The sequence below is a fragment of the Kribbella sp. NPDC048837 genome (genome assembly GCF_055586945.1).
Genome location: NZ_JBVJHF010000001.1, coordinates 1,308,464 through 1,328,097, shown reverse-complemented (window position 1 = coordinate 1,328,097; position 19,634 = coordinate 1,308,464). Strand labels below are relative to the sequence as shown.

At 69.5% G+C, this 19,634-nt stretch carries 19 protein-coding genes; 16 read left to right on the top strand and 3 right to left on the bottom strand.

Annotated elements, in window-relative coordinates:
- Positions 1 to 93: 93 nt before the first annotated feature.
- Positions 94 to 822, top strand: coding sequence for a hypothetical protein (locus ACZ6O0_RS06100; RefSeq protein ID WP_465763716.1), 729 nt, complete (start codon positions 94 to 96; stop codon positions 820 to 822).
- Here the strand turns inward: ACZ6O0_RS06100 and ACZ6O0_RS06095 are convergent.
- Complete coding sequence (locus tag ACZ6O0_RS06095; protein ID WP_465763715.1) at positions 819 to 1,715, bottom strand: hypothetical protein; 897 nt, start codon at positions 1,713 to 1,715, stop codon at positions 819 to 821. The genes ACZ6O0_RS06100 and ACZ6O0_RS06095 overlap by 4 nt on opposite strands.
- A 180-nt stretch (positions 1,716 to 1,895) precedes the next feature.
- Between ACZ6O0_RS06095 and ACZ6O0_RS06090 the strand changes: the two genes are divergently transcribed.
- Both ACZ6O0_RS06090 and ACZ6O0_RS06085 read left to right on the top strand, forming a co-directional pair.
- A complete protein-coding gene (locus ACZ6O0_RS06090; protein ID WP_465763714.1) occupies positions 1,896 to 2,477 on the top strand; it encodes a papain-like cysteine protease family protein in 582 nt (193 codons plus the stop codon).
- A gap of 1 nt (position 2,478) precedes the next feature.
- Positions 2,479 to 3,276 carry a hypothetical protein gene (locus ACZ6O0_RS06085; protein WP_465763713.1) on the top strand — a complete coding sequence of 266 codons (798 nt, stop codon included), beginning with the start codon at positions 2,479 to 2,481 and terminating at the stop codon, positions 3,274 to 3,276.
- Between the two features lie 58 nt (positions 3,277 to 3,334).
- On the opposite strand, the gene ACZ6O0_RS06080 is transcribed toward ACZ6O0_RS06085, so the two are convergent.
- Both ACZ6O0_RS06080 and ACZ6O0_RS06075 read right to left on the bottom strand, forming a co-directional pair.
- Positions 3,335 to 4,207 carry a hypothetical protein gene (locus tag ACZ6O0_RS06080; RefSeq protein ID WP_465763712.1) on the bottom strand — a complete coding sequence of 291 codons (873 nt, stop codon included), beginning with the start codon at positions 4,205 to 4,207 and terminating at the stop codon, positions 3,335 to 3,337.
- A 54-nt stretch (positions 4,208 to 4,261) separates the two neighbouring features.
- Positions 4,262 to 5,488 carry a DUF349 domain-containing protein gene (locus ACZ6O0_RS06075; RefSeq protein WP_465763711.1) on the bottom strand — a complete coding sequence of 409 codons (1,227 nt, stop codon included), beginning with the start codon at positions 5,486 to 5,488 and terminating at the stop codon, positions 4,262 to 4,264.
- Between the two features lie 235 nt (positions 5,489 to 5,723).
- On the opposite strand from ACZ6O0_RS06075, the gene ACZ6O0_RS06070 reads away from it, so the two are divergent.
- From ACZ6O0_RS06070 to ACZ6O0_RS06010, 13 genes are all read left to right on the top strand, one after another.
- Positions 5,724 to 6,413: an MBL fold metallo-hydrolase gene (locus ACZ6O0_RS06070; RefSeq protein ID WP_465763710.1), complete on the top strand. Its 690-nt coding sequence runs from the start codon at positions 5,724 to 5,726 to the stop codon at positions 6,411 to 6,413.
- A 10-nt stretch (positions 6,414 to 6,423) separates the two neighbouring features.
- The gene (hisS, locus tag ACZ6O0_RS06065) at positions 6,424 to 7,755 is read left to right on the top strand and encodes a histidine--tRNA ligase (RefSeq protein WP_465763709.1); all 1,332 of its coding nucleotides are present in this window, start codon (positions 6,424 to 6,426) and stop codon (positions 7,753 to 7,755) included.
- Positions 7,752 to 9,527: an aspartate--tRNA ligase gene (gene aspS, locus ACZ6O0_RS06060; RefSeq protein ID WP_465763708.1), complete on the top strand. Its 1,776-nt coding sequence runs from the start codon at positions 7,752 to 7,754 to the stop codon at positions 9,525 to 9,527. Before hisS ends, aspS begins: the two co-directional genes overlap by 4 nt.
- 61 nt (positions 9,528 to 9,588) lie before the next feature.
- Positions 9,589 to 10,269 carry a GntR family transcriptional regulator gene (locus tag ACZ6O0_RS06055; protein WP_465763707.1) on the top strand — a complete coding sequence of 227 codons (681 nt, stop codon included), beginning with the start codon at positions 9,589 to 9,591 and terminating at the stop codon, positions 10,267 to 10,269.
- 130 nt (positions 10,270 to 10,399) lie between these two features.
- On the top strand, positions 10,400 to 12,046 hold the full coding sequence (locus ACZ6O0_RS06050; RefSeq protein WP_465763706.1) for an ABC transporter substrate-binding protein: 1,647 nt from the start codon (positions 10,400 to 10,402) through the stop codon (positions 12,044 to 12,046).
- Positions 12,046 to 12,978, top strand: a complete 933-nt coding sequence (locus tag ACZ6O0_RS06045) for an ABC transporter permease (protein ID WP_465763705.1) — start codon at positions 12,046 to 12,048, stop codon at positions 12,976 to 12,978. Before ACZ6O0_RS06050 ends, ACZ6O0_RS06045 begins: the two co-directional genes overlap by 1 nt.
- Entirely contained in the window at positions 12,975 to 13,853 is an 879-nt protein-coding gene (locus ACZ6O0_RS06040; protein WP_465763704.1) for an ABC transporter permease, read from the top strand. The genes ACZ6O0_RS06045 and ACZ6O0_RS06040 overlap by 4 nt, the downstream gene beginning before the upstream one ends.
- The gene (locus ACZ6O0_RS06035; RefSeq protein WP_465763703.1) at positions 13,840 to 15,861 is read left to right on the top strand and encodes an ABC transporter ATP-binding protein; all 2,022 of its coding nucleotides are present in this window, start codon (positions 13,840 to 13,842) and stop codon (positions 15,859 to 15,861) included. Before ACZ6O0_RS06040 ends, ACZ6O0_RS06035 begins: the two co-directional genes overlap by 14 nt.
- A gap of 3 nt (positions 15,862 to 15,864) precedes the next feature.
- A complete protein-coding gene (locus ACZ6O0_RS06030; RefSeq protein ID WP_465763702.1) occupies positions 15,865 to 16,785 on the top strand; it encodes an acetamidase/formamidase family protein in 921 nt (306 codons plus the stop codon).
- Positions 16,782 to 17,777, top strand: coding sequence for an alpha/beta fold hydrolase (locus tag ACZ6O0_RS06025; protein WP_465763701.1), 996 nt, complete (start codon positions 16,782 to 16,784; stop codon positions 17,775 to 17,777). Before ACZ6O0_RS06030 ends, ACZ6O0_RS06025 begins: the two co-directional genes overlap by 4 nt.
- Before the next feature lie 12 nt (positions 17,778 to 17,789).
- Entirely contained in the window at positions 17,790 to 18,704 is a 915-nt protein-coding gene (locus tag ACZ6O0_RS06020) for a proline iminopeptidase-family hydrolase (protein WP_465763700.1), read from the top strand.
- A gap of 9 nt (positions 18,705 to 18,713) precedes the next feature.
- Positions 18,714 to 19,178: a helix-turn-helix transcriptional regulator gene (locus ACZ6O0_RS06015; protein ID WP_465763699.1), complete on the top strand. Its 465-nt coding sequence runs from the start codon at positions 18,714 to 18,716 to the stop codon at positions 19,176 to 19,178.
- A complete protein-coding gene (locus ACZ6O0_RS06010; RefSeq protein ID WP_465763698.1) occupies positions 19,175 to 19,603 on the top strand; it encodes a VOC family protein in 429 nt (142 codons plus the stop codon). The genes ACZ6O0_RS06015 and ACZ6O0_RS06010 overlap by 4 nt, the downstream gene beginning before the upstream one ends.
- Positions 19,604 to 19,634 lie beyond the last annotated feature (31 nt).

Below are 19,634 nucleotides of genomic sequence, written 5' to 3'. Positions count from 1 at the left end.
GCCGGGTCGAGCCCTTCTACTACGCCGGCGGCGCCGGGGACCAGTGCGCCGGGGACATCGGCGAGGCCGAGTGCGCCTGCTTCTACTCCGGCGGTGGCGCTGCCATCGGTGCGGAGCTGGACGGTGGGACCGGGGGAGATCCAGCCGGAGGCCAAGAGGGTGGCCGTGGCGGCGGTGGTCGACCTGTTGCGGCCGCGCGGAACGCGGTCTGTGGTTGAGGTGATCGACGCGCAGTACGGCGGGATCTTGGGGGACTCGGCGAGCGTGCTGGTGCCTTGCCGGGTGTACACGATCACCGGTGGTCGGGCGGTCGCCGGTGGTACGACGGTCGACGTACGGCTGAGCAAGACGCGGGGGAGTTGGCGGGTCACGTCGATGCATCCGGCCCAGCCTGGTGCGGCGGCCGCGCGGTTGTCTGCGGCGGCGCGGCAGGTGCTGGCGAACGACCGGATCGCGTTGCCGCCCGCATCGGCGGCCGATGTCCGGTCGGGGCGGGTGCACGACAGCGTGCTCACCGCGATGCTGCAGCTGGCGACGACCTACCGGATCGGGGTCAGCGTGATCCGCTCCGGTCATCCGCTGAACGTGTTCGGGACCAACCGGCCGAGCGATCACCCGCGCGGGCGTGCGTTCGACACCTGGCAGATCGACGGGCACGCCGTGGTCTCGCCGACCACGTCACGCTCGCTGATCACGTCGTACATGCGGGCGACCGAGGCGCTGGGCTCCTACAACGTCGGTGGTCCGTACCAGCTGTCCGGTACGGCGTTCTTCTCCGACCAGACCCACCACGACCACGTCCACGCGGGGTTCCAGACCTAGTCCCACTCCCACGCGATGCCGACCGTGCCGGGTGCGGCCGACGGCTCGACGACGTGCGCGCGGCCGTCGGGAGTGAGCATCAGGTCACGCCGCAGCAGGTCGGGACCGCTCGTCTGCCGGCGGCGGAACTCGTTCACCCGGACCGGTAGGGCGGCCCGGTCGAACTGCACCTCGAGCACGTAGTGGGCGCCGCCCCACTCGTTGAACCGCTGGTAGTCCGTCGTCGGCAGGCCGGTACGGTCCTCGATCTCGTAGTGCACCACGGCCGTGTCACCGACGGCGAGGACGCGGTCGAGCAGGAGTTCACCGAGCAGCGCGCTCGCCTCGGGAGCGCGCGCGACCCGGCCGGTCCGGCAGCCGCTGACCGCGCGCACGGCGAGCTGGTCGACATCGCCGCCCGGTTCGCCCTGGGCCGCGATGATGAGGCGATCCACGGGCTGTACGGCGACAACGCTCTGCGTGACCCGTCTGCGGTGGGAACTGCGGTCGGGACCGAGGTGGACCTCGTCGAGCACGGTGACGTTGCGTAGCCGGCCATGGGCGTCGCGGCGGAGTCGGTCGAGCAGTTGGCTCAGTGTCTCGGCGTAATCGACAACGGCGTACGGATGCGTGCTGGCCGGTTCAGTGCGGGCGGGCGGGATGCGTACCGTGAGCCAGCCGGGCGGGAGGTGCAGGAGCTCTTCGAGGGCGCTGATCACGGCCAGGGAGTCTTCCCGCGGGACCCGGCGGCCGCTCTGCCAGGTGCTCAGCGTCGCGACGCCGACGTGCAGACCACGGTCGGCCAGGTGGGTGCGGATGCGGTTGAGCGCCAGACCACGGCGCGCGTTCGCCTGCCGCAGCGCCTCGGCGAACGGCGACTCCGCGGTCACAACCGGCACGGGCGATTCGATCATGGGGCGCTCCTTGGGGTCCGCGGGGTCAGTGTAAACATTCACAGCACCGTCCGGCACTGCCTCGTCACGCGCTGTTCACGCTCGGGGCGCGTTCACACCGGCTGCTCGGGCGGTGCGCAGGTCCTTGCCGGGGCCTGGCGTGCTCCTGACCATGGACCCCACCCCATTGAAGGAGGATCCATGCGCAGGCTCCGCCCCCGCCGCAGCTGGTCATTGCTCCTAGCAACGATGATCGGCCTGGCGACGCTGGTACCGCTCGCACCGCCGGCGTCGGCCGCGCCCGGCAGCTACTACCTCAACGTCTCCGGGCAGGCGCAGCAGAAGTCGAACTGGTGCTGGGCCGCCAGCGGCAACAGCATCGCCGCGTTCTACGGGAAGTCGTACTCGCAGAACCAGTTCTGCAACCTGGCCTTCGGCAACAGCCAGAACGTGACGTGCCCGAACAACCAGGCCACGCTGGCGAACGACCAGCGCGCGTTCCGGTCGATCGGGATCAGTGCCGGCAGCTACATCTCGGGCACGCTCAGCTTCGGCACGCTGGTGACCGAGATCGCCGCCGGGCGTCCGGTGATGACGCGGATCGGCTGGACGTCGGGTGGCGGGCACATGATGGACATCATCGGGTACGACTCCTCCGACTCGACGATCGAGTACTACAACCCCTGGCCGGACGACCCGCGGTACAACTACTCGACGTACAACTGGTACCGGTCCAACTCGCAGTTCACCTGGACCCACTCCCTGTACCGGATCGGAGCCTGACATGCCCCGCCCGAAGAACATCCTGCTCCGCTCCACCGCCGTCCTGATCGCCGCGCTCGGCCTCGCGCTGTCCGTCGGCGGTGCCGCCAACGCGGCCGGCCCCGAGCCGGTGCCGAGCAGCGAGTTGTCGAAGGCAACCACCGCGGCGCACTCACCGACCGCCCTCAGCCTGCTCGGCAAGGTCACGGGCGCATCCGCGAAGGCTGCCGCTGCGCCGACTGTCGCGGCGGAGACCCACGCGGTCTATGCGCTCAACCCGGCGTTCGTCCGGGACGCTTCGGCGCCGGTGGCAACCTTCTGGTACGCCGCCACGCCCGCCACCAAGGGTGGTCAGGCGCTGACCGTCTTCACCGCTCCCGACCCGGCCACCGGGGAGTGGCAAGCGGTCAACGTGGCGAGCGGCAACACCGAAGCCCGCATGTTCACGGCCGCCCGCGGTGCCCTCGTCTTCACCGAACCCCAGATCGGCGCCTGGTACGCCCTCACCAACAGCCAGATCCGCCCCCTCAACCCATCAGCCACCAAGTCCATCGGCACCAAGCCCATCTCGGTAGCCGCCTACCAGGACCTCGTAGCCACGCGCTACTCCGACAAACTTCCCGGCACCCACTACGCCAACGACGGCGTTGCCGGCGGCTACGACACGACTGCCGCCGCGGCGCCGAGCCCTGCGCCGACCCGCACCTACAACGACTTCCTCCTCCCGATCGCGGCCGCCGCCGCCACGTTCCTGCTCCTAGCAATCGTCACCCTCCACCGCCGCGCCCAGCGCAAGCCGGCACCCACCACCGCCCCCTGACCCGCCGACCGCGTCGTCCGCCGCACAGTCCCCCTCTGGTGCGGCGGACGCCGCGCGTCTACCAGCGGCGGGGGAGGCGGGGGTGCTGACAGAGAAAGGCGCCTACGGCGAGCTCCAGCGCCGGGTACGAGCCCCAGAGGTCGGTGCGGCGAACGGAGATGATGTGCCAGCCCAGCGCGTCCAACTCCGTTCGGCGGGTCTCGTCGCGCACCTGTTGTCTGGTGGACGAGTGCCACTGGTCGCTGTCGTACTCGAGCCCCAGCCGGCGCCCGTCCACCGGACGATCCGGGTAGCCCAGGTCGAGGCGGTAGACGCGGGTAGGCCCGTCCACCGGCACCTGCAGCTCAGGAGGACCGAAGCCGGCGTCGATCAGCCGCAGTCGCAGCCAGGACTCCGCGGGAGAGGCCGCGCGGCGGTCGGCGTAGCGGAGGATGTCTTGGCTCTGGCGGTAGCCGGGCCGGCCTTCGTAGGCGGCGGAGGCGGCGCGCAGCGCCCGGCGGTCGGCGCGGCCGGAGCGAAGGAAGGCGTCCACAGCGGACAGCGCGAAGGGCCGCGGCAGTTGCATCGCCAGCGCGAGACCGGTGGCGGCTGGGCTGGTGACCCGGAGACCGTCGACCTCGACCACGTCAGCGGCGTCGTTCGCCTGACGGGTCCACTGGGCGTGCATCAGGTCCTCGGCCCCGAGCGCCGTGGTGTCGATCCCGTGCAGCCACGCGGCGGCCCGCCCGCACACGACCGCGTCCGGCGGCACGACCAGCCGTAGGGCGTCCGCGCGAAGCCGGGGCGAGTCCGGCACCCGGACGTCGACGTAGACACCCTTCAGGTACTGGCGGATCTCACCGCGCGCCAGTAACCACGCGAGTTTGCGCGGCACCTGACGCGCCGTGAACGGAAGGCCGGCGAAGTAATACGGCAGGTCGTACTCGAACATCCCAGCAGGATGGCTGAAAGGGGCCTAGTCCTGCTGGGGGTTGTCCACAGGGGGCTAGCTGAAGTCGGAGAGGGCGTTCTGGGCTTGGGTGAGCCATTCGCGGCGGGCGGCGATGGCTTCCCTGGCTTCGTTGGCCTTGCGGGCGTTGCCCTGGGACTCGGCCTTGGCGGCCTGCTTCTCCAGGTCGGAGATCAGGGACTGGAGCTGCTTGACCGTGGCCTCGGCGCGGGCCCGGGCCTCGGGGTTGCTGCGGTTCCAGACCTCGTCCTCGGCGGCCTTGACGGCCTGTTCGACGGCGCGCAGGCGGGAGTCGATGGCGCGCATCGAGTCGCGCGGGACCTTGCCGATCTGGTCCCAGCGGTCGAGCAGGTCGCGGAGCTGCTCACGGGCGACCTTGGCGTCCTCGACCGGGAGGATGCCCTCGATCTCGACGAGCAGCGCCTCCTTGGCCTGGAGGTTCTCCACCTGCTCGGCGTTCTCCTCGGCCTGGATGGCGTCGCGCGCACCGAAGAACGTGTCCTGCGCGGCGCGGAACCGGGCCCACAGCTTGTCGTCGACCTCGCGCGGCGCGGGGCCGGCGGCCTTCCACTGCCGCATCAGGTCGCGGAAGCGGCCCGACGTCGGGCCCCAGTCGCTGGACGACGAGAGGGTCTCGGCCTCCGCCGCCAGCCGCTCCTTCACCACGGCGGCTTCCTCGCGCTTGGAGGACAGCTCGGCGAAGTGCTGCTTGCGGTGCCGGGTGTACGTCGTCCGCGCGGAGGAGAACCGGTGCCACAGCTCGTCGTCGCTGGACTTGTCGAGCCGGGGGAGCGCCTTCCACTCGTCGAGCAGTTCGCGCAGGCGGGTCACGCCGTGCCGCCAGTCGGTGCCGGCGGCGATGGTCTCGGCCTCGGTGGCGATCTTGGTCTTGGCCGACCGCGCCTCCTCGACCTTCGCGGCCCGCTCGGCCTTGCGCTTCTCGCGCTGCTGGGCGACCAGCGGGGTGAGCGCCTCCAGCCGGGTCCGCAGGCCGTCGAGGTCGCCGACCGCCTGGGCCTCGTCGATCGAGCTGGTCACCTTCTTCACCGCGGCCCGGGCGTCGTCGGGTGACACCGTGCCCGCCTGGACCCGCTGCTCGAGCAGGTCCACCTCGAACGCCAGTGCGTCGTACCGGCGGGTGTAGAAGGCGAGCGCCTCCTCGGGGTTCGCGTCGGGCCACTGGCCGACCGCGCGTTCACCGTCCTTGGTCCGTACGAAGACCGTTCCGTCCTCAGCTACCCGGCCCCAGCTCTCTCCGGCCACAACTCGCCCCTTCCGGCGGTATGTACTGCGCTCGTGCCCATTCTGGTCAGTCCCCGGTCCACTGGCGCGAACAGGGTCCCGCCCGGGCGCGTCGGGTGCCGTCCCGACGCTTATCCCTGAACAATCACAAACTCCCAGCCCGGGCGCAACGGTGTTGCGTCACAATCCGGTTCGAACTCACCCGGTGGGCACCGGTAGCCTTGGGTGGTCCGGAACCGTTCCAGGAAGGTCTGTCGTGCTCATCGCCGGGTTCCCCGCGGGTTCGTGGGGCACGAACTGCTACGTCGTCGCCACCGGCCAGGGCGCGGAGTGCATCGTCGTCGACCCCGGTCAGGACGCGACCGCGGGCGTTGAGCAGGTCGTCCGGGAGAACAAGCTCAAACCGGTCGCCGTGCTGCTCACACACGGTCACATCGACCACATGTTCTCCGTACTCCCGGTCTGCGGGACGTACGACGCCACCGCCTGGATCCACCCGGACGACCGGCACCTGCTGGCCGACCCCATGGCCGGGATCAGCCCGGAGACGGCCCGGATGCTGCTGGGTGGCAAGCACGAGTTCGCCGAGCCGGACGACGTCGCCGAGCTCGCGGACGGCCTGAGCCTGGAGCTGGCCGGGCTGAGCTTCACCGTCGACCACACTCCCGGGCACACCCGGGGATCGGTCACGTTCACGACGCCGTACGACGGGCCGGAAGAGGTGCCCGCGGTTCTTTTCTCCGGTGACGTGTTGTTCGCCGGGTCGATCGGCCGGACGGATCTGCCTGGGGGCGACCATCCGGCGATGCTGCATACGTTGGCCACCAAGATCCTGCCGATGCGCGACGAGATCGTCGTCCTGCCGGGTCATGGTGGCCAGACCACGATCGGCCGGGAGAAGGCGACCAACCCCTACTTGCAGGACCTGGAGATTCAACCGATATGAGCAAGGCCAAATGATCAAACTCAGCCCACTCAGCGGGTTCCCCGAATTCCTTCCGCAGGACCGGATCGTCGAGCAGCGGTTCCTCGACGTGATCCGGGAGACGTTCGAGCTGCACGGGTTCGCGTCGATCGAGACGCGCGCGGTGGAGCCGGTCGAGCGGCTGTCCAACCAGGGCGAGGACGCCGACAAGGAGATCTACGGCGTCCGCCGGCTGGCGGCCGGAGCCGACGAGGACGCGGCGCTCGGGCTGCACTTCGACCTGACCGTGCCGTTCGCGCGCTACGTGCTGGAGCACAGCGGCAAGCTGGTCTTCCCGTTCCGCCGCTACCAGATCCAGAAGGTCTGGCGGGGTGAGCGCCCGCAGGAGGGCCGCTACCGCGAGTTCACCCAGGCCGACATCGACATCATCGACTCAGGCCCGCTGCCGAACCACTACGAGGTCGAGCTCCCGCTGGTGATCGCGGACGCGCTGCGCAAGCTGCCGGTGCCGGAGTTCGTGATCAAGGTGAACAACCGCAAGATCCCCGAGGGCTTCTACCTCGGGCTCGGCCTGGACGACGTGACCACAGTGCTGCGGATCGTCGACAAGATCGACAAGATCGGCCCGGAGAAGGTGGTCGAGCGGCTGGTCGAGGCCGGCGCGACCGACAAGCAGGCGCGGCTCGCGGTGCAGCTGGCCGACATCTCCAGCACGGACACGTCGTTCGCCGATCAGGTCCGCGCGCTCGGTGTCGAGCACCCGACCCTGGACGAGGGCCTCGAGCAGCTGAGCCAGGTGATGTCCGCGGCCGCCGAGCACGCGCCCGGCCTGCTGATGGCCGACCTGCGGATCGCCCGCGGCCTGGACTACTACACCGGCGCGGTCTACGAGATCTACCTGGTCGGCCAGGAGTCGTTCGGGTCGGTCGGCGGCGGTGGCCGGTACGACGCGCTCGCGTCCGACGGCAGGACGACGTACCCGGGTGTCGGGATCTCGATCGGTGTGTCCCGGCTCGTGCACCGACTGGTCAGCCAGGGGCTGCTCAAGGGCAGCCGCAGTACGCCGACCGCCGTGCTCGTCGCGTTGAACGCCGAGGAGGACCGCGCCGAGGCGATGCGGACGGCCGCGCAGCTGCGGAGCCGGGGGATCCCGGTCGAGGTGGCCCCGGCCGCGGCGAAGTTCGGCAAGCAGATCCGGTTCGCGGACCGGCGCGGGATCCCGTTCGTGCTGTTCAGCACCGAGAACGGTCCCGAGATGAAGGACATCCGCAGCGGCGAGCAGGTGCCCGCCGACCCGGCCACCTGGACGCCTCCGGCGGCCGACGTACGCCCCCAGATCGACACCACTCAGGAGAACTCGTGATCCGTACCCATTCCGCAGGCTCGTTGCGCGCCGAGCACGCCGAGCAGACCGTGATCCTGGCGGGCTGGGTGGCGCGGCGGCGCGATCACGGCGGTGTGGCGTTCATCGACCTGCGCGACTCCTCCGGCACCGTCCAGGTGGTCATCCGCGACGAGGAGGCCGCGCACGGCCTGCGGTCGGAGTACTGCCTGAAGATCGTCGGCGTCGTGTCCCCGCGCCCCGAGGGCAACGCGAACCCGAACCTGCCGACCGGCGAGATCGAGGTCATCGCCGAAGAGGTCGAGGTGCTGAACGAGGCCGCCCCGCTGCCGTTCCCGGTCGAGGAGCACCACGCGACCCCGGTGAACGAGGAGGTCCGGCTGAAGTACCGGTACCTCGACCTGCGCCGGCAGGGGCCGGGTACGGCGATCCGGCTGCGCAGCGAGGTCAACAAGGCCGCGCGCGAGGTGCTGGCCAAGCACGACTTCGTCGAGATCGAGACGCCGACGCTGACCCGGTCCACGCCGGAGGGCGCGCGCGACTTCCTGGTGCCCGCTCGCCTGCAGCCGGGCAGCTGGTACGCGCTGCCGCAGTCGCCGCAGCTGTTCAAGCAGCTGCTGATGGTGGCCGGCATGGAGCGGTACTTCCAGATCGCGCGCTGCTACCGCGACGAGGACTTCCGCGCCGACCGGCAGCCGGAGTTCACCCAGCTCGACATCGAGATGAGCTTCGTCGACCAGGACGACATCATCGCGCTGTCCGAGGAGGTCCTGACCGCGCTCTGGAAGCTCGTCGGGTACGACGTCCAGACGCCGATCCCGCGGATGACGTACGCCGAGGCGATGGCGCGGTTCGGCAGCGACAAGCCGGACCTGCGGATGGGCCTCGAGCTGGTCGAGTGCACGGAGTACTTCAAGAACACGCCGTTCCGAGTGTTCCAGGCGCCGTACGTCGGTGCCGTGGTCATGCCGGGTGGGGCGGACCAGCCGCGTAAGCAGCTGGACGCGTGGCAGGACTGGGCCAAGCAGCGTGGCGCGCGTGGTCTGGCCTACGTGCTGGTCGGCCAGGACGGCGAGCTCGGTGGCCCGGTCGCGAAGAACCTGTCCGAGGAGGAGCGCGCCGGACTCGCCGACCACGTCGGTGCCAAGCCGGGTGACTGCGTGTTCTTCGCGGCTGGTCCGGTGAAGTCGTCGCGGGCGCTGCTCGGTGCGGCGCGGCTGGAGATCGGCCGCCGCGGTGGGCTGATCGACGAGTCGGCCTGGTCGTTCGTGTGGGTCGTCGACGCGCCGCTGTTCGAGCCGGCGGACGAGGCGACGGCGGCCGGTGATGTCGCGGTCGGGTCGGGCGCGTGGACCGCCGTCCACCATGCCTTCACGTCGCCGAAGCCGGACTCGCTGGCGACGTTCGACACCGATCCGGGGTCGGCGCTGGCGTACGCGTACGACATCGTCTGCAACGGCAACGAGATCGGCGGCGGGTCGATCCGTATCCACCGCGAGGACGTGCAGAAGCGGGTCTTCAAGGTGATGGGCCTGACCGACGAGGAGGCCTCGGAGAAGTTCGGCTTCCTGCTCGACGCGTTCAAGTTCGGCGCGCCGCCGCACGGCGGGATCGCCTTCGGCTGGGACCGGATCACCGCACTGCTGGCCGGCACCGAGTCGATCCGCGACGTCATCGCCTTCCCGAAGTCCGGCGGCGGCTACGACCCGCTGACCGCCGCCCCGGCCGCGATCACGCCGGAGCAGCGCAAGGAAGCCGGCGTCGACGCCAAGCCGGAGCCGAAGGACAAGTAGAGCCCGAGCGAAACCCCCGGGGCCGGGAGCGGTCCCGGGGGTTTCGTATACGATGAACCGGGTGACTACGCAGCCGGCTCTCGTGGGTGACGGACATCGGCCGTTGCGCGATGTGGTGGCCGCGGAGTTGCGGCGGCTGATCCTGGCCGGCTCGCTGCCGCCGGGGGAGCGCTTGGTCGAGGATCGGCTCGCCCAGCAGCTGGGGGTGTCGCGCAACCCGATCCGCGAGGCCATGCGAGTGCTCGAGGCCGAGGGATTCCTCGACGTGACGGCGCGGCGGGGTGCCTTCGTGGCCAGGCTGTCGGCCCAGCAGGCCGAGGACCTGTTCCACGTCCGGCTCGCCCTCGAACCACTGGGTGCCCGGCTGGCGGCGTCGGTCGAGAATCCCGAAACCGCCTTGATCGCAAGGGCGTGGGCCATTCTCGACCTGGTCAGCGAGTCCGGGCCGGACCAGGACCTCGACGCCCTGTCGACCCTGCACACCGAGCTGCACTCGCTGATCTTCGAACTGACCAGGAACGACTACCTGATCGCGATGGCGATCCCGATGGTCAAGCGTGGTCAGTGGCTGTTGCGGCAGAGCGCCCCGTTGCAGAACCCGGCCGCCTGGGCCGAGCACCACGGCCTGATCGCGGCGATCGCCGCGGCTGATCCGGACCTGGCCGAGGCGGCCGCCCGCCACCACGTGCTCAGCGTCCGCAACGCGCTCCGCCCGCATCTGGAGCCCCGCGCCTCCGCGTGAGCTGACCGTTTCTGTATACGAGTCGGCACTTTTGAAACCATCGCGTGCCTGGCCTGAAACATGCGCGTAGCAAGTTCCGTATACAACATACGGAACAACCCCTCTCCTGCCTGCCCAAGGAGCACGTCGCATGAACCTCACGCATCCAGGTCAGATCTCCCGTCGCAGGCTGCTCGGCCTCGGCGGCGGGCTGGCCGCCGGGATCGGCCTCGCCCCGATGCTCACCGCCTGTGGTGACAGCACCTCGTCCGCGGCCACCCCGGCCGGTGGCGGCACGTTGACCATGGGGATCAACGCCACCCCCGACACCCTCGACCCCGGCGCCACCGGGCTCGCGCTCACGCTGCTGATCTCGTTCGCGCTGTTCGACCCGCTGGTCTACTGGCTGCCCGACGGAAAGGGTGGCAGTGCCTTCCACCCGGGCCTGGCGGAGTCGTGGACGATCTCACCGGACGCCTCGGTGTACACCTTCAAGCTGCGCAAGGGCGTCACGTTCCACGACGGGACGACGTTCGACGCGAAGGCGGTCAAGGCGACGTACGACCACGTGGTCGACCCGAAGACCAAGTCCAAGAGTGGTCTCGGTGCGCTCGGGCCGTACAAGGAGACCAAGATCCTCGACGACTACACCGTGCAGATCGTCTTCACGGCGCCGAACGCGTCGTTCCTGCACCAGCAGGCGGCCGGCAACTTCGGCATCTCGTCACCGACCGCGCTGGCGAAGTACGGGCCGACCGGTTTCGGGAACAATCCCGTCGGGACCGGGCCGTTCACCTTCCAGAGCTACCAGGCCGGGAGCCAGCTGACGCTGCTGAAGAACCCGAAGTACACCTGGGGTCCGAAGGCCCTGGGCGACGGCCCGGCCAAGCTGGACAAGCTGGTCTTCCGGATCGTCACCGACGACAGCGGTCGCTACAACGCCTTGCAGAGCGGGCAGTTGCAGATCGCCATGAACCTGCCGCCCAACAACATCTCCGCGGCGCAGAAGTCCGGCAAGTTCCAGCAGTTGCTGGTGCCCTCCATCGGTACGCCGCTGGGGATGCCGATCAACGTGACCAAGCCGCCGACCGACGACCCGCTGGTGCGGCAGGCGATCATGTACGCCGTCGACCAGGACGCGCTCGTGAAGGACGTCCTGTACGACGTCTACAAGCCTGCGCACAACGTGCTCACCCCGATCACGCCGGGCTTCAGCGAGGCGGCGAGCAAGACCTACTCCTACGACCCGGACAAGGCCGGCAAGCTGCTCGACCAGGCCGGCTGGACGGTCGGCGACGGCGGGACCCGGACCAAGAACGGCAAGAAGCTCAGCCTCGAGATCATCCTGTTCAGCGGTGGCGGCCTGGAGTTGCCGACGCAGTTCGTGGTGTCGGAGCTGCAGAAGGTCGGGTTCAGCGCTAATACCGGTGTCCAGCCGTTCGCGACGGCGCAGGCGAGCTTCAACTCCGGCGCGCACAACCTGGGCTCTTTCGGCTACTACGGCGCGGACCCCTACCTGCTGAACATCTGGGTCAACTCGAATGCGATCCAGTCCGGCTTCAACTGGTCGCACTACGCCAACCCGGCGGTGGACAAGCTGATCGCCACGGCGAACGCGACCGCGGCCGACGCCACCCGCAACAGCCTGTACGAACAGGTCGGCGCGAAGCTGATGCAGGACTCGATGTACCTGCCGCTGTGGGACGTGGCCGGCGCGTTCACGCTGTCGCCGAAGGTGCAGAACCTGCACCAGACCCTGAACGGCTACCTGGCGTTCCACAGCGCCACGGTCGGCTGATGCTGCTGTTCGTGGTGCGACGGCTGGGCGCGGCGATCCCGGTCGTCATCGGCATCACCCTGATCGCGTTCGTCCTGGTGCACGTCGTACCGGGTGATCCGGCCAAAGTGATCCTGTACGGCGCGAACGCGTCGCCGGAACAGATCGCGACGCTGCGCCAGCAACTCGGACTCAACGATCCGTTGTGGCGCCAGTACGCCGACTTCGCTGTCAACCTGGTCCACGGCAACCTGGGTACGTCGTTCCTGACCCAGACGCCGGTCAGTCACGAGTTGTTGTCCAGGGCACCGAGCACGCTGATCCTGACGGCGACCTCGATGCTGGTCGCGGTGCTGGTCGGCGTACCGCTGGGACTGGTCGCGGGGATGCGTCCCGGCTCGGTCCTGGACACCGTGGCGCGGTGGATCTCGTTCGCCGGGGTCGCGGTGCCGTACTTCTTCCTCGCCCTGCTGCTCGTGCTCGTCTTCAGCGTCAAGCTGCAGCTGCTGTCCGCGATCGACGACGGTACGGCGAAGAGCCTGGTGCTGCCGGCGATCTCGCTGGGCTGGGGCTACGCGGCGATCCTGACCAGACTCGTCCGCGGCCGGGTGATCGACGAGATGCGCAGCGACTACGTGAAGTCCGCCCGGGCGCGCGGCAGTACCGAAGGGCGGGTGCTCCTGCGGCACGTGCTGCGGAACTCCTCGGTGCCGGCGGTGACGACGATCGGCCTGCAGTTCGGCAACATCCTGACCGGTGCCGCCATCACCGAGGTGATCTTCGGCCGGGCCGGACTGGGGAGCTTCCTGGCCACGTCGATCACCAGCAAGAACATCCCGGTCGTCCAGGGCGCCGTGGTCGTGATCGGCATCGCCTACGTGGTGATCAACCTCGGCGTGGACCTGGTCGTCGGCGCCATCGACCCACGCACCCGGCAGGAGGCGGCGGCATGAGCCGGCTCAAGTGGGTGGCGCTGAGCGTCGCGGTCCTGCTGGTGTTCCTGCTCCTGGTCGCGCCCGGCGTGCTGGCGCACGTCGACCCGGTCGCGACGAGCGATGCGCACCTCGAGGGACCCAGCGCCAGCCATCTGTTCGGCACGGATCTGCTCGGCCGGGATGTCTACAGCCGCACAGTGTATGGCGCGCGCCCGGTGCTCATCGCGAGTTTCCTGGGCGTGCTTCTCGCCACCGCGGCGGGCGTCGCGATCGGCGTACTGGGCGGTGTGGCTCCGCGCTGGCTGAACGCCGTGGTGATGCGGCTGGTGGACGTGTTCCTCGCCCTGCCGGTGCTGCTGATCGCGTTGATCCTGATCGCCACCGCGGGATCGGGTGTCCGCAGCATCGTGCTGGCGATCGGGATCGCCTTCACCCCCGGTTTCGCGCGGGTCGTCGAGTCCTCGGTCCGCCGGCTCCGCAAGGTCGAGTACGTCGAGGCCGCCCGGGTGTTCGGTTCCACCACGCTCCGCACCTCGTGGCGGCACCTGCTGCCCAACCTGCTGACCGAGGTGGTCGTGCTCGGCAGCAGCGCGATCGGCTGGGGCATCCTGACCGCCACCACCCTGAGCTTCCTCGGTCTCGGTGTCCGGCTGCCGGCGCCGGACTGGGGGAGTGACCTGGCCGCGGGTGCGACCAATCTGGCCGACGCCTGGTGGCTGTCGACGTTCCCCGGGCTCGCGATCATGGCGACCATCCTGCTCGCGAACTTCTCCGGCGATCACCTGATGCGGGTGCTGGATCCACGGGCCGGGATCAGGTTCGGCCGAAGCTTCCGCCGGCTCGCGATCCGGCTGTCCCGTCACGGAGGTGACATCGCGCATGAGTCTGCTTGAGGTGACCGCGCTGCGGACCGAGATCGACACCGCACAAGGCCGGATCCGTCCTGTCGACGGGGTGAGCTTCGCCGTCCGGGCCGGGGAGACCCTTGGTGTGGTGGGGGAGTCCGGGTCCGGCAAGACGATGACCGGGATGTCGATCATGAGGCTGCTGCCGCCCGGGGGTTCGATCGCCGGCGGCTCGATCCGGCTGGACGGCCGCGAGCTGACCGACCTGGACGAGCCGGCCATGCGCAAGGTGCGTGGCAGCGAGCTGGCGATGATCTTCCAGGACCCGATGACCTCGCTGAACCCGGTCCGGACGATCGGCAGTCAGTTGCGGGAGGCGTACCGGATCCACGTCCAGAGCAGCCGCGCCGCGGCGACGGCCCGGGCGACCGAGGTGCTCGGACTGGTGGGGATGCCGCGACCGCGCGAGCGGCTCGACGACTACCCGCACCAGCTGTCCGGCGGGATGCGGCAACGCGTGATGATCGCGCTCGGCCTGATGTGCGATCCGAAGCTGCTGATCGCCGACGAGCCGACGACCGCGCTGGACGTCTCGATCCAGGCCCAGATCCTGACCCTGATCGACGACCTGAAGTCGCAGCTGTCGATGGGCGTCCTGCTGATCACCCACGACATGGGGGTGATCGCCGAGTACGCCGATCGGGTCGCCGTCATGTACGGCGGGCAGGTGGTCGAGCAGAGCGGCGTACGGGAGTTGTTCGAGGCGCCGCGGCATCGGTACACCGAGGCGTTGCTCGCGGCGATGCCGACCTTGGAGCTCGACCGGAACGCGGAGCTGGCCACGATTCCCGGCAGTCCGCCGAAGTTGCTCGACCTGACGCCGGGGTGCCGGTTCGCTCCGCGGTGTGCGTTCGCGCAGGGCGACTGCCGCCGTACCGATCCGTCGCCCGTCGGCGGGGAGCACATGCACGCCTGCTTGCATCCGGCCGACGGGCGTACGCCGGCCGCCGCCGCGGTTGCCGGCGTACGGCAGGCGGCGGAGCCGGGCGGCTCTGACTCGCTGGTGCAGCTCTTCGACGTACACAAGCGATTCGGGGTGCGGTCGAAGCGGCCGTTCGCCGCGTCGCGGTCGGTGCAGGCGGTGTCGGGCGTGACGCTGACCATCGCGGCCGGGGAGACCTTGGGCATCGTCGGGGAGTCGGGCTGCGGCAAGACCACCCTCGGGCGGATGCTGGTCGGGCTGGAACGGCCGACCAGCGGATCCGTCAGCTTCGACGGCCGGGACTTGTCGGCGCAGAGCCGGACCGGATTCCGGAAGCGCCGGCGTGATCTCCAGATGATGTTCCAGGATTCGGCTGCAGCGCTCGATCCACGGATGACCGTTGCCGCGCTGATCGCGGAGCCGCTGGTGGCTCAGGGAGTCGGCACCCGGCGCGAACGACGCCGTACCGTGGCCGAACTGCTGGCAGCGGTCGGACTGCCACCCGAGGCGGCGGAGCGGTACCCGCACGAGTTCTCGGGTGGTCAGCGGCAGCGGATCGCGATGGCCCGCGCACTGGCGCTCCGGCCGAAGGTGATCGTCGCGGACGAGCCGGTGTCCGCGCTGGACGTCTCGGTCCAGGCGCAGATCCTCAACCTGATGCGGTCGCTGCAGGAGCGGTACGGCCAGACGTACGTCGTGATCTCGCACGACCTGTCGCTACTGAAGTACCTGGCCGACCGGATCGGCGTGATGTACCTCGGCCGGCTCGTCGAGCTCGGAGCCGGTGAGGACGTCTACAGCGCACCGCGCCACCCGTACACGGCCGGGCTGATCAAGGCGATCCCGGTGCCGGAGTCGGCGAAGAACCGGGAGGCCGCGGCCCGGTCGACCGGCCTCGGCGGAGAGTTGCCGTCGGCCATCGATCCGCCGAGCGGCTGCCACTTCCGGACGCGGTGCCCGCTCGCGACCGAGCGCTGTGCCACGGAGGTCCCGGTACTGAAGCCCTCTGACGGCCTGCACGCGGTCGCGTGCCACCATCCCCTGACCACCCACGTCCTGACGCCCGTGAGGTAGACGATGATCCACAAGCTCGACGCAACCCCCGAGACCACCGTCGACGTGTTCAGCGCCGAGCAGCCTCCGGTGCTGACGATCGACCCCGGCGACACGCTGACCGTCCATTCACTGGATGCCTCGGGCTACCTGTCACCGCAGACCACCCCCGGTGAGCAGCAGCCGAGGATGTTCGACGAGGCGCGCGGCCACTGCCTGACCGGGCCGATCGCGGTTCGCGGTGCGCAGCCTGGGGACGTGCTCGCGATCCACCTGGTCTCGCTGACCCCCGACCCTTGGGGCTGGACCGTCGCGGGCGCCCTGAAGTCGCCGGTCACCGAGCGGCTGGGCGTCACCGATCAACCGGCCTGGCTGCTCTGGGATCTCGATCCCGACGGTGGAACCGGCCGCTGCAACGGCGGCTTCACCCGTGACCTCGCACCGTTCCTCGGCGTCATCGGCGTGGCCCCCGAGGCCGCTGGCGAGCACTCCACGATCCCGCCGCGAGCCGTCGGTGGCGGCAACATCGACTGCAAGTCCCTGGTCGCGGGGTCGACGCTCTACCTGCCGGTCGCGGTCGCGGACGCGATGATGAGCCTCGGCGACGGTCACGCCGCCCAAGGCGACGGTGAGGTCGGCGGTACGGCGATCGAGTGCCCGATGACCACGACACTGGCCGTGGACCTGGTCCGCGAACCGCGCCCGATCGAGTCGATCCACGCGGAGACCCCGGCCGGCCGGATCACCTTCGGGTTCGACGCCGACCTGAACGTCGCGACCGGTGACGCGCTGGACGCGATGGTGCGCTGGATGCAGGCGATCCTCGACGTCGGCAAGAGCACCGCCCTGGCACTTGCCAGCACCGCCGTCGATCTCCGCGTCACCCAGATCGCGAACCAGACCTGGGGAGTCCACGCCCTCCTCCCAGCCGGAGTCCTCGCATGACAACCGGCAGCTTCGAACTCGGCGACCTGAAGCTCGAGCAGGGCGGTGTCATCCGGAACGCCAAGCTCTCCTGGCAGACGCACGGCACGCTGTCCCCGGCGCGCGACAACGTGATCGTCTACCCGTGCAGTTACGGGGCGACGCACGAGACGCAGGAGTGGCTGATCGGTCCCGACGGTGTGCTGGATCCCGAGCGGTGGTTCGTCGTCATCCCGGACATGTTCAGCAACGGGCTCTCCTCGAGCGCGTCGACGGACCCGGAGTTCCCGTCGCTCGTCACGATGGCGGACAACGTGCACGCGCAGTACCGGCTGCTCACCGAGCTGTTCGGGATCGATCGACTCGCGGCGGCGTACGGGTTCTCGATGGGCGCCGGCCAGGCGTACCACTGGGCGGCTCTCTACCCCGACTTCGTCGAGCGCGCGATCGTCGTCTGCGGGAGCGCGCGAACCTCGCCGCACAACCGGGTCTTCCTGTCCGGTCTGCTGCGGATCCTGGAAGCCGCTCCCGAGTACGCCGGCAACGGGCGGTTCACGGCGGAGCCGGTCGCCGCCAAGCGTGCTTTCGCGCACGTGTACGCCGGCTGGGGATTGAGCCAGGACTTCTACCGGGAGCGGTTGTTCGAGTCCGTGCTGGGGGCGCCGGATCTTGACTCGTTCCTGCAGACCGACTGGGTGGATCGCTTCGCCGAGGGCGCCGCCGCCGACCAGTACGCGCAAGCACTCACGTGGCTCGAGGCCGACATCGGTACGTCGTACGACGGCGACCTGGACGCCGCGCTCGGGGCGATCACCGCCCGCGTGCTGCTGATGCCGTCGGCCACCGACTTGTACTTCCGGACCGCGGACAACGAGCTCGAGCTGGCCTCGTTGCGGAAGGCGGAACTGGTGGAGATCCCGAGTATCTGGGGGCATCGCGCGGGCTCACCTCGCGACATCCCCGCCGACCTCGACTTCCTGCGCCGGCACGTGCGGGACTGGCTGGATGCCTGAAAGGACACTGTGATGAGCAGCGCCGAGTCGTACGAGATCCTCCCCCCGACCCGTGAAGGCCGGGTGCCGTTCTCCGACGGCGAGACGTGGTACCGGATCACCGGGGACCTGGGCAGTGGCGTCACGCCGTTGGTGCTCGCCCACGGTGGGCCCGGGGCGACGCATCAGTACTTGCTGTCGTTGACCGCGCTCGCGGTCGGCCGGCCCGTGATTCATTACGACCAGTTGGGGTGTGGGAACTCGACCCATCTGCCTGACGCGGATCCGTCGTACTGGACGGTCGAGCTTTTCCTGGAGGAGCTGGACAATCTGCTGGATCACCTGGGGATCGCGGACGACTACCACCTGCTGGGGCAGTCGTGGGGTGGGATGCTGGCGGCGGAACACGCCGTACGGCGTCCGGCCGGATTGCGGCGCCTGGTGATCTCCAACTCGCCGGCGTCGATGCCGTTGTGGCTCGAGGCGGCGGCGTCGTTGCGGGCGGAGTTGCCGGCGGAGGTGGAGGAGACGCTGCGCAAGCACGAGGTGGCGGAGACGACGGACTCGCCGGAGTACGCGGCCGCGATGAAGGAGTTCTACGACCGGCACGTCTGCCGGGTCGTGCCCAACCCGCCGGAGGTGGCCGCGGCGTTCGCGTCGATCGAGGAAGACCCGACCGTCTACTACACGATGAACGGGCCGAGTGAGTTCCACGTCGTGGGGAGCCTGAAGGACTGGACGATCGTGGACCGGCTGCCGCGGATCGCCGTACCGACGCTGGTCGTCTCCGGTGCGTACGACGAGGCCCAGCCGGTGTGCGTATCGCCGTACGCGGAGCTGATCCCGGATGCCCGCTGGGAGGTGTTCGCGGAGTCCAGTCACCTGCCGAACGTCGAGGAGCCGGAGCGGTACGCCGCGGTCGTGGAGTCGTTCCTCCGCGGGGACTAGGCTCGGACTGTGCCGAGCGTCGTACCGGTCGAGTTGCTGCCGCACCTGCGGCGAGCCCGGGATGTTGCTGACCGCAACTATTCCGAGCCGCTCGACCTGGCCGGGCTGGCGGCGGCCGCCGGGGTGTCGAAGTACCACTTCCTGCGGTGTTTCGCGGCGGAGTACGGCGAGACGCCGATGCAGTACGTCACCCGGCGGCGGATCGAGCGCGCCACCGACCTGCTGCGGGCGACCAACCTGACCGTGACGGAGGTGTGCGGGCTGGTCGGGTACAGCAGCCTGGGGTCGTTCTCGCAGCGGTTCACCGAGCTGGTCGGGATGACGCCGACGCAGTACCAGCGGACCCAGCCAGGTGCGCGGATCCCGGGGTGCTTCGTCTTCATGCTCGGGCTGAACTCCGCAATTCCGGAGAAGCAACCGGGAGCGGCCGCGGCCTACCGTCGTACCAGCGACAACGACGAGGAGGAACCGTGATCACCAACGTCAGCCTGGTGACCGTCTATGTGAACGACATCGACGAGGCGAAGGCGTTCTACACCGAGAAGCTCGGGTTCGTGCTGGGGGAGGACATCACGCTCAGCGAGGACTTCCGTTGGTGCACGGTGCACCAGGCCAACCACCCCGAGCTCGAACTGGCGCTGATGCGGCCCGGCCCGCCTCTCGACGAGGAGTCGGCCGGCTGGATCCAGCGGATCATGGCGAAGGGCTCGATGCACGGCGTCGGCCTCGCCACCGACGACTGCCACAAGACCTTCGCCGACCTGGTCGCCAAGGGGGTCGAGTACATCCAGGAACCGTCCGATCGCCCGTACGGCGTGGAGGCGGTCCTGCGCGACAACTCCGGCAACTGGCTGGTCCTGGTCGAGCAGAAGCCGTACACCGCGGCCGACTTCGCTTGACCTCCGAGTCTTTGTATCAATACATTTGCTA

Coding starts and splice junctions, on each gene's coding strand:
- ACZ6O0_RS06095 (WP_465763715.1), bottom strand. CDS start 1,715: ATGATCGAATCGCCCGTGCCGGTTGTGACCGCGGAGTCGCCGTTCGCC.
- ACZ6O0_RS06090 (WP_465763714.1), top strand. CDS start 1,896: ATGCGCAGGCTCCGCCCCCGCCGCAGCTGGTCATTGCTCCTAGCAACG.
- ACZ6O0_RS06085 (WP_465763713.1), top strand. CDS start 2,479: ATGCCCCGCCCGAAGAACATCCTGCTCCGCTCCACCGCCGTCCTGATC.
- ACZ6O0_RS06080 (WP_465763712.1), bottom strand. CDS start 4,207: ATGTTCGAGTACGACCTGCCGTATTACTTCGCCGGCCTTCCGTTCACG.
- hisS (WP_465763709.1), top strand. CDS start 6,424: ATGATCAAACTCAGCCCACTCAGCGGGTTCCCCGAATTCCTTCCGCAG.
- ACZ6O0_RS06050 (WP_465763706.1), top strand. CDS start 10,400: ATGAACCTCACGCATCCAGGTCAGATCTCCCGTCGCAGGCTGCTCGGC.
- ACZ6O0_RS06045 (WP_465763705.1), top strand. CDS start 12,046: ATGCTGCTGTTCGTGGTGCGACGGCTGGGCGCGGCGATCCCGGTCGTC.
- ACZ6O0_RS06040 (WP_465763704.1), top strand. CDS start 12,975: ATGAGCCGGCTCAAGTGGGTGGCGCTGAGCGTCGCGGTCCTGCTGGTG.
- ACZ6O0_RS06035 (WP_465763703.1), top strand. CDS start 13,840: ATGAGTCTGCTTGAGGTGACCGCGCTGCGGACCGAGATCGACACCGCA.
- ACZ6O0_RS06030 (WP_465763702.1), top strand. CDS start 15,865: ATGATCCACAAGCTCGACGCAACCCCCGAGACCACCGTCGACGTGTTC.
- ACZ6O0_RS06025 (WP_465763701.1), top strand. CDS start 16,782: ATGACAACCGGCAGCTTCGAACTCGGCGACCTGAAGCTCGAGCAGGGC.
- ACZ6O0_RS06020 (WP_465763700.1), top strand. CDS start 17,790: ATGAGCAGCGCCGAGTCGTACGAGATCCTCCCCCCGACCCGTGAAGGC.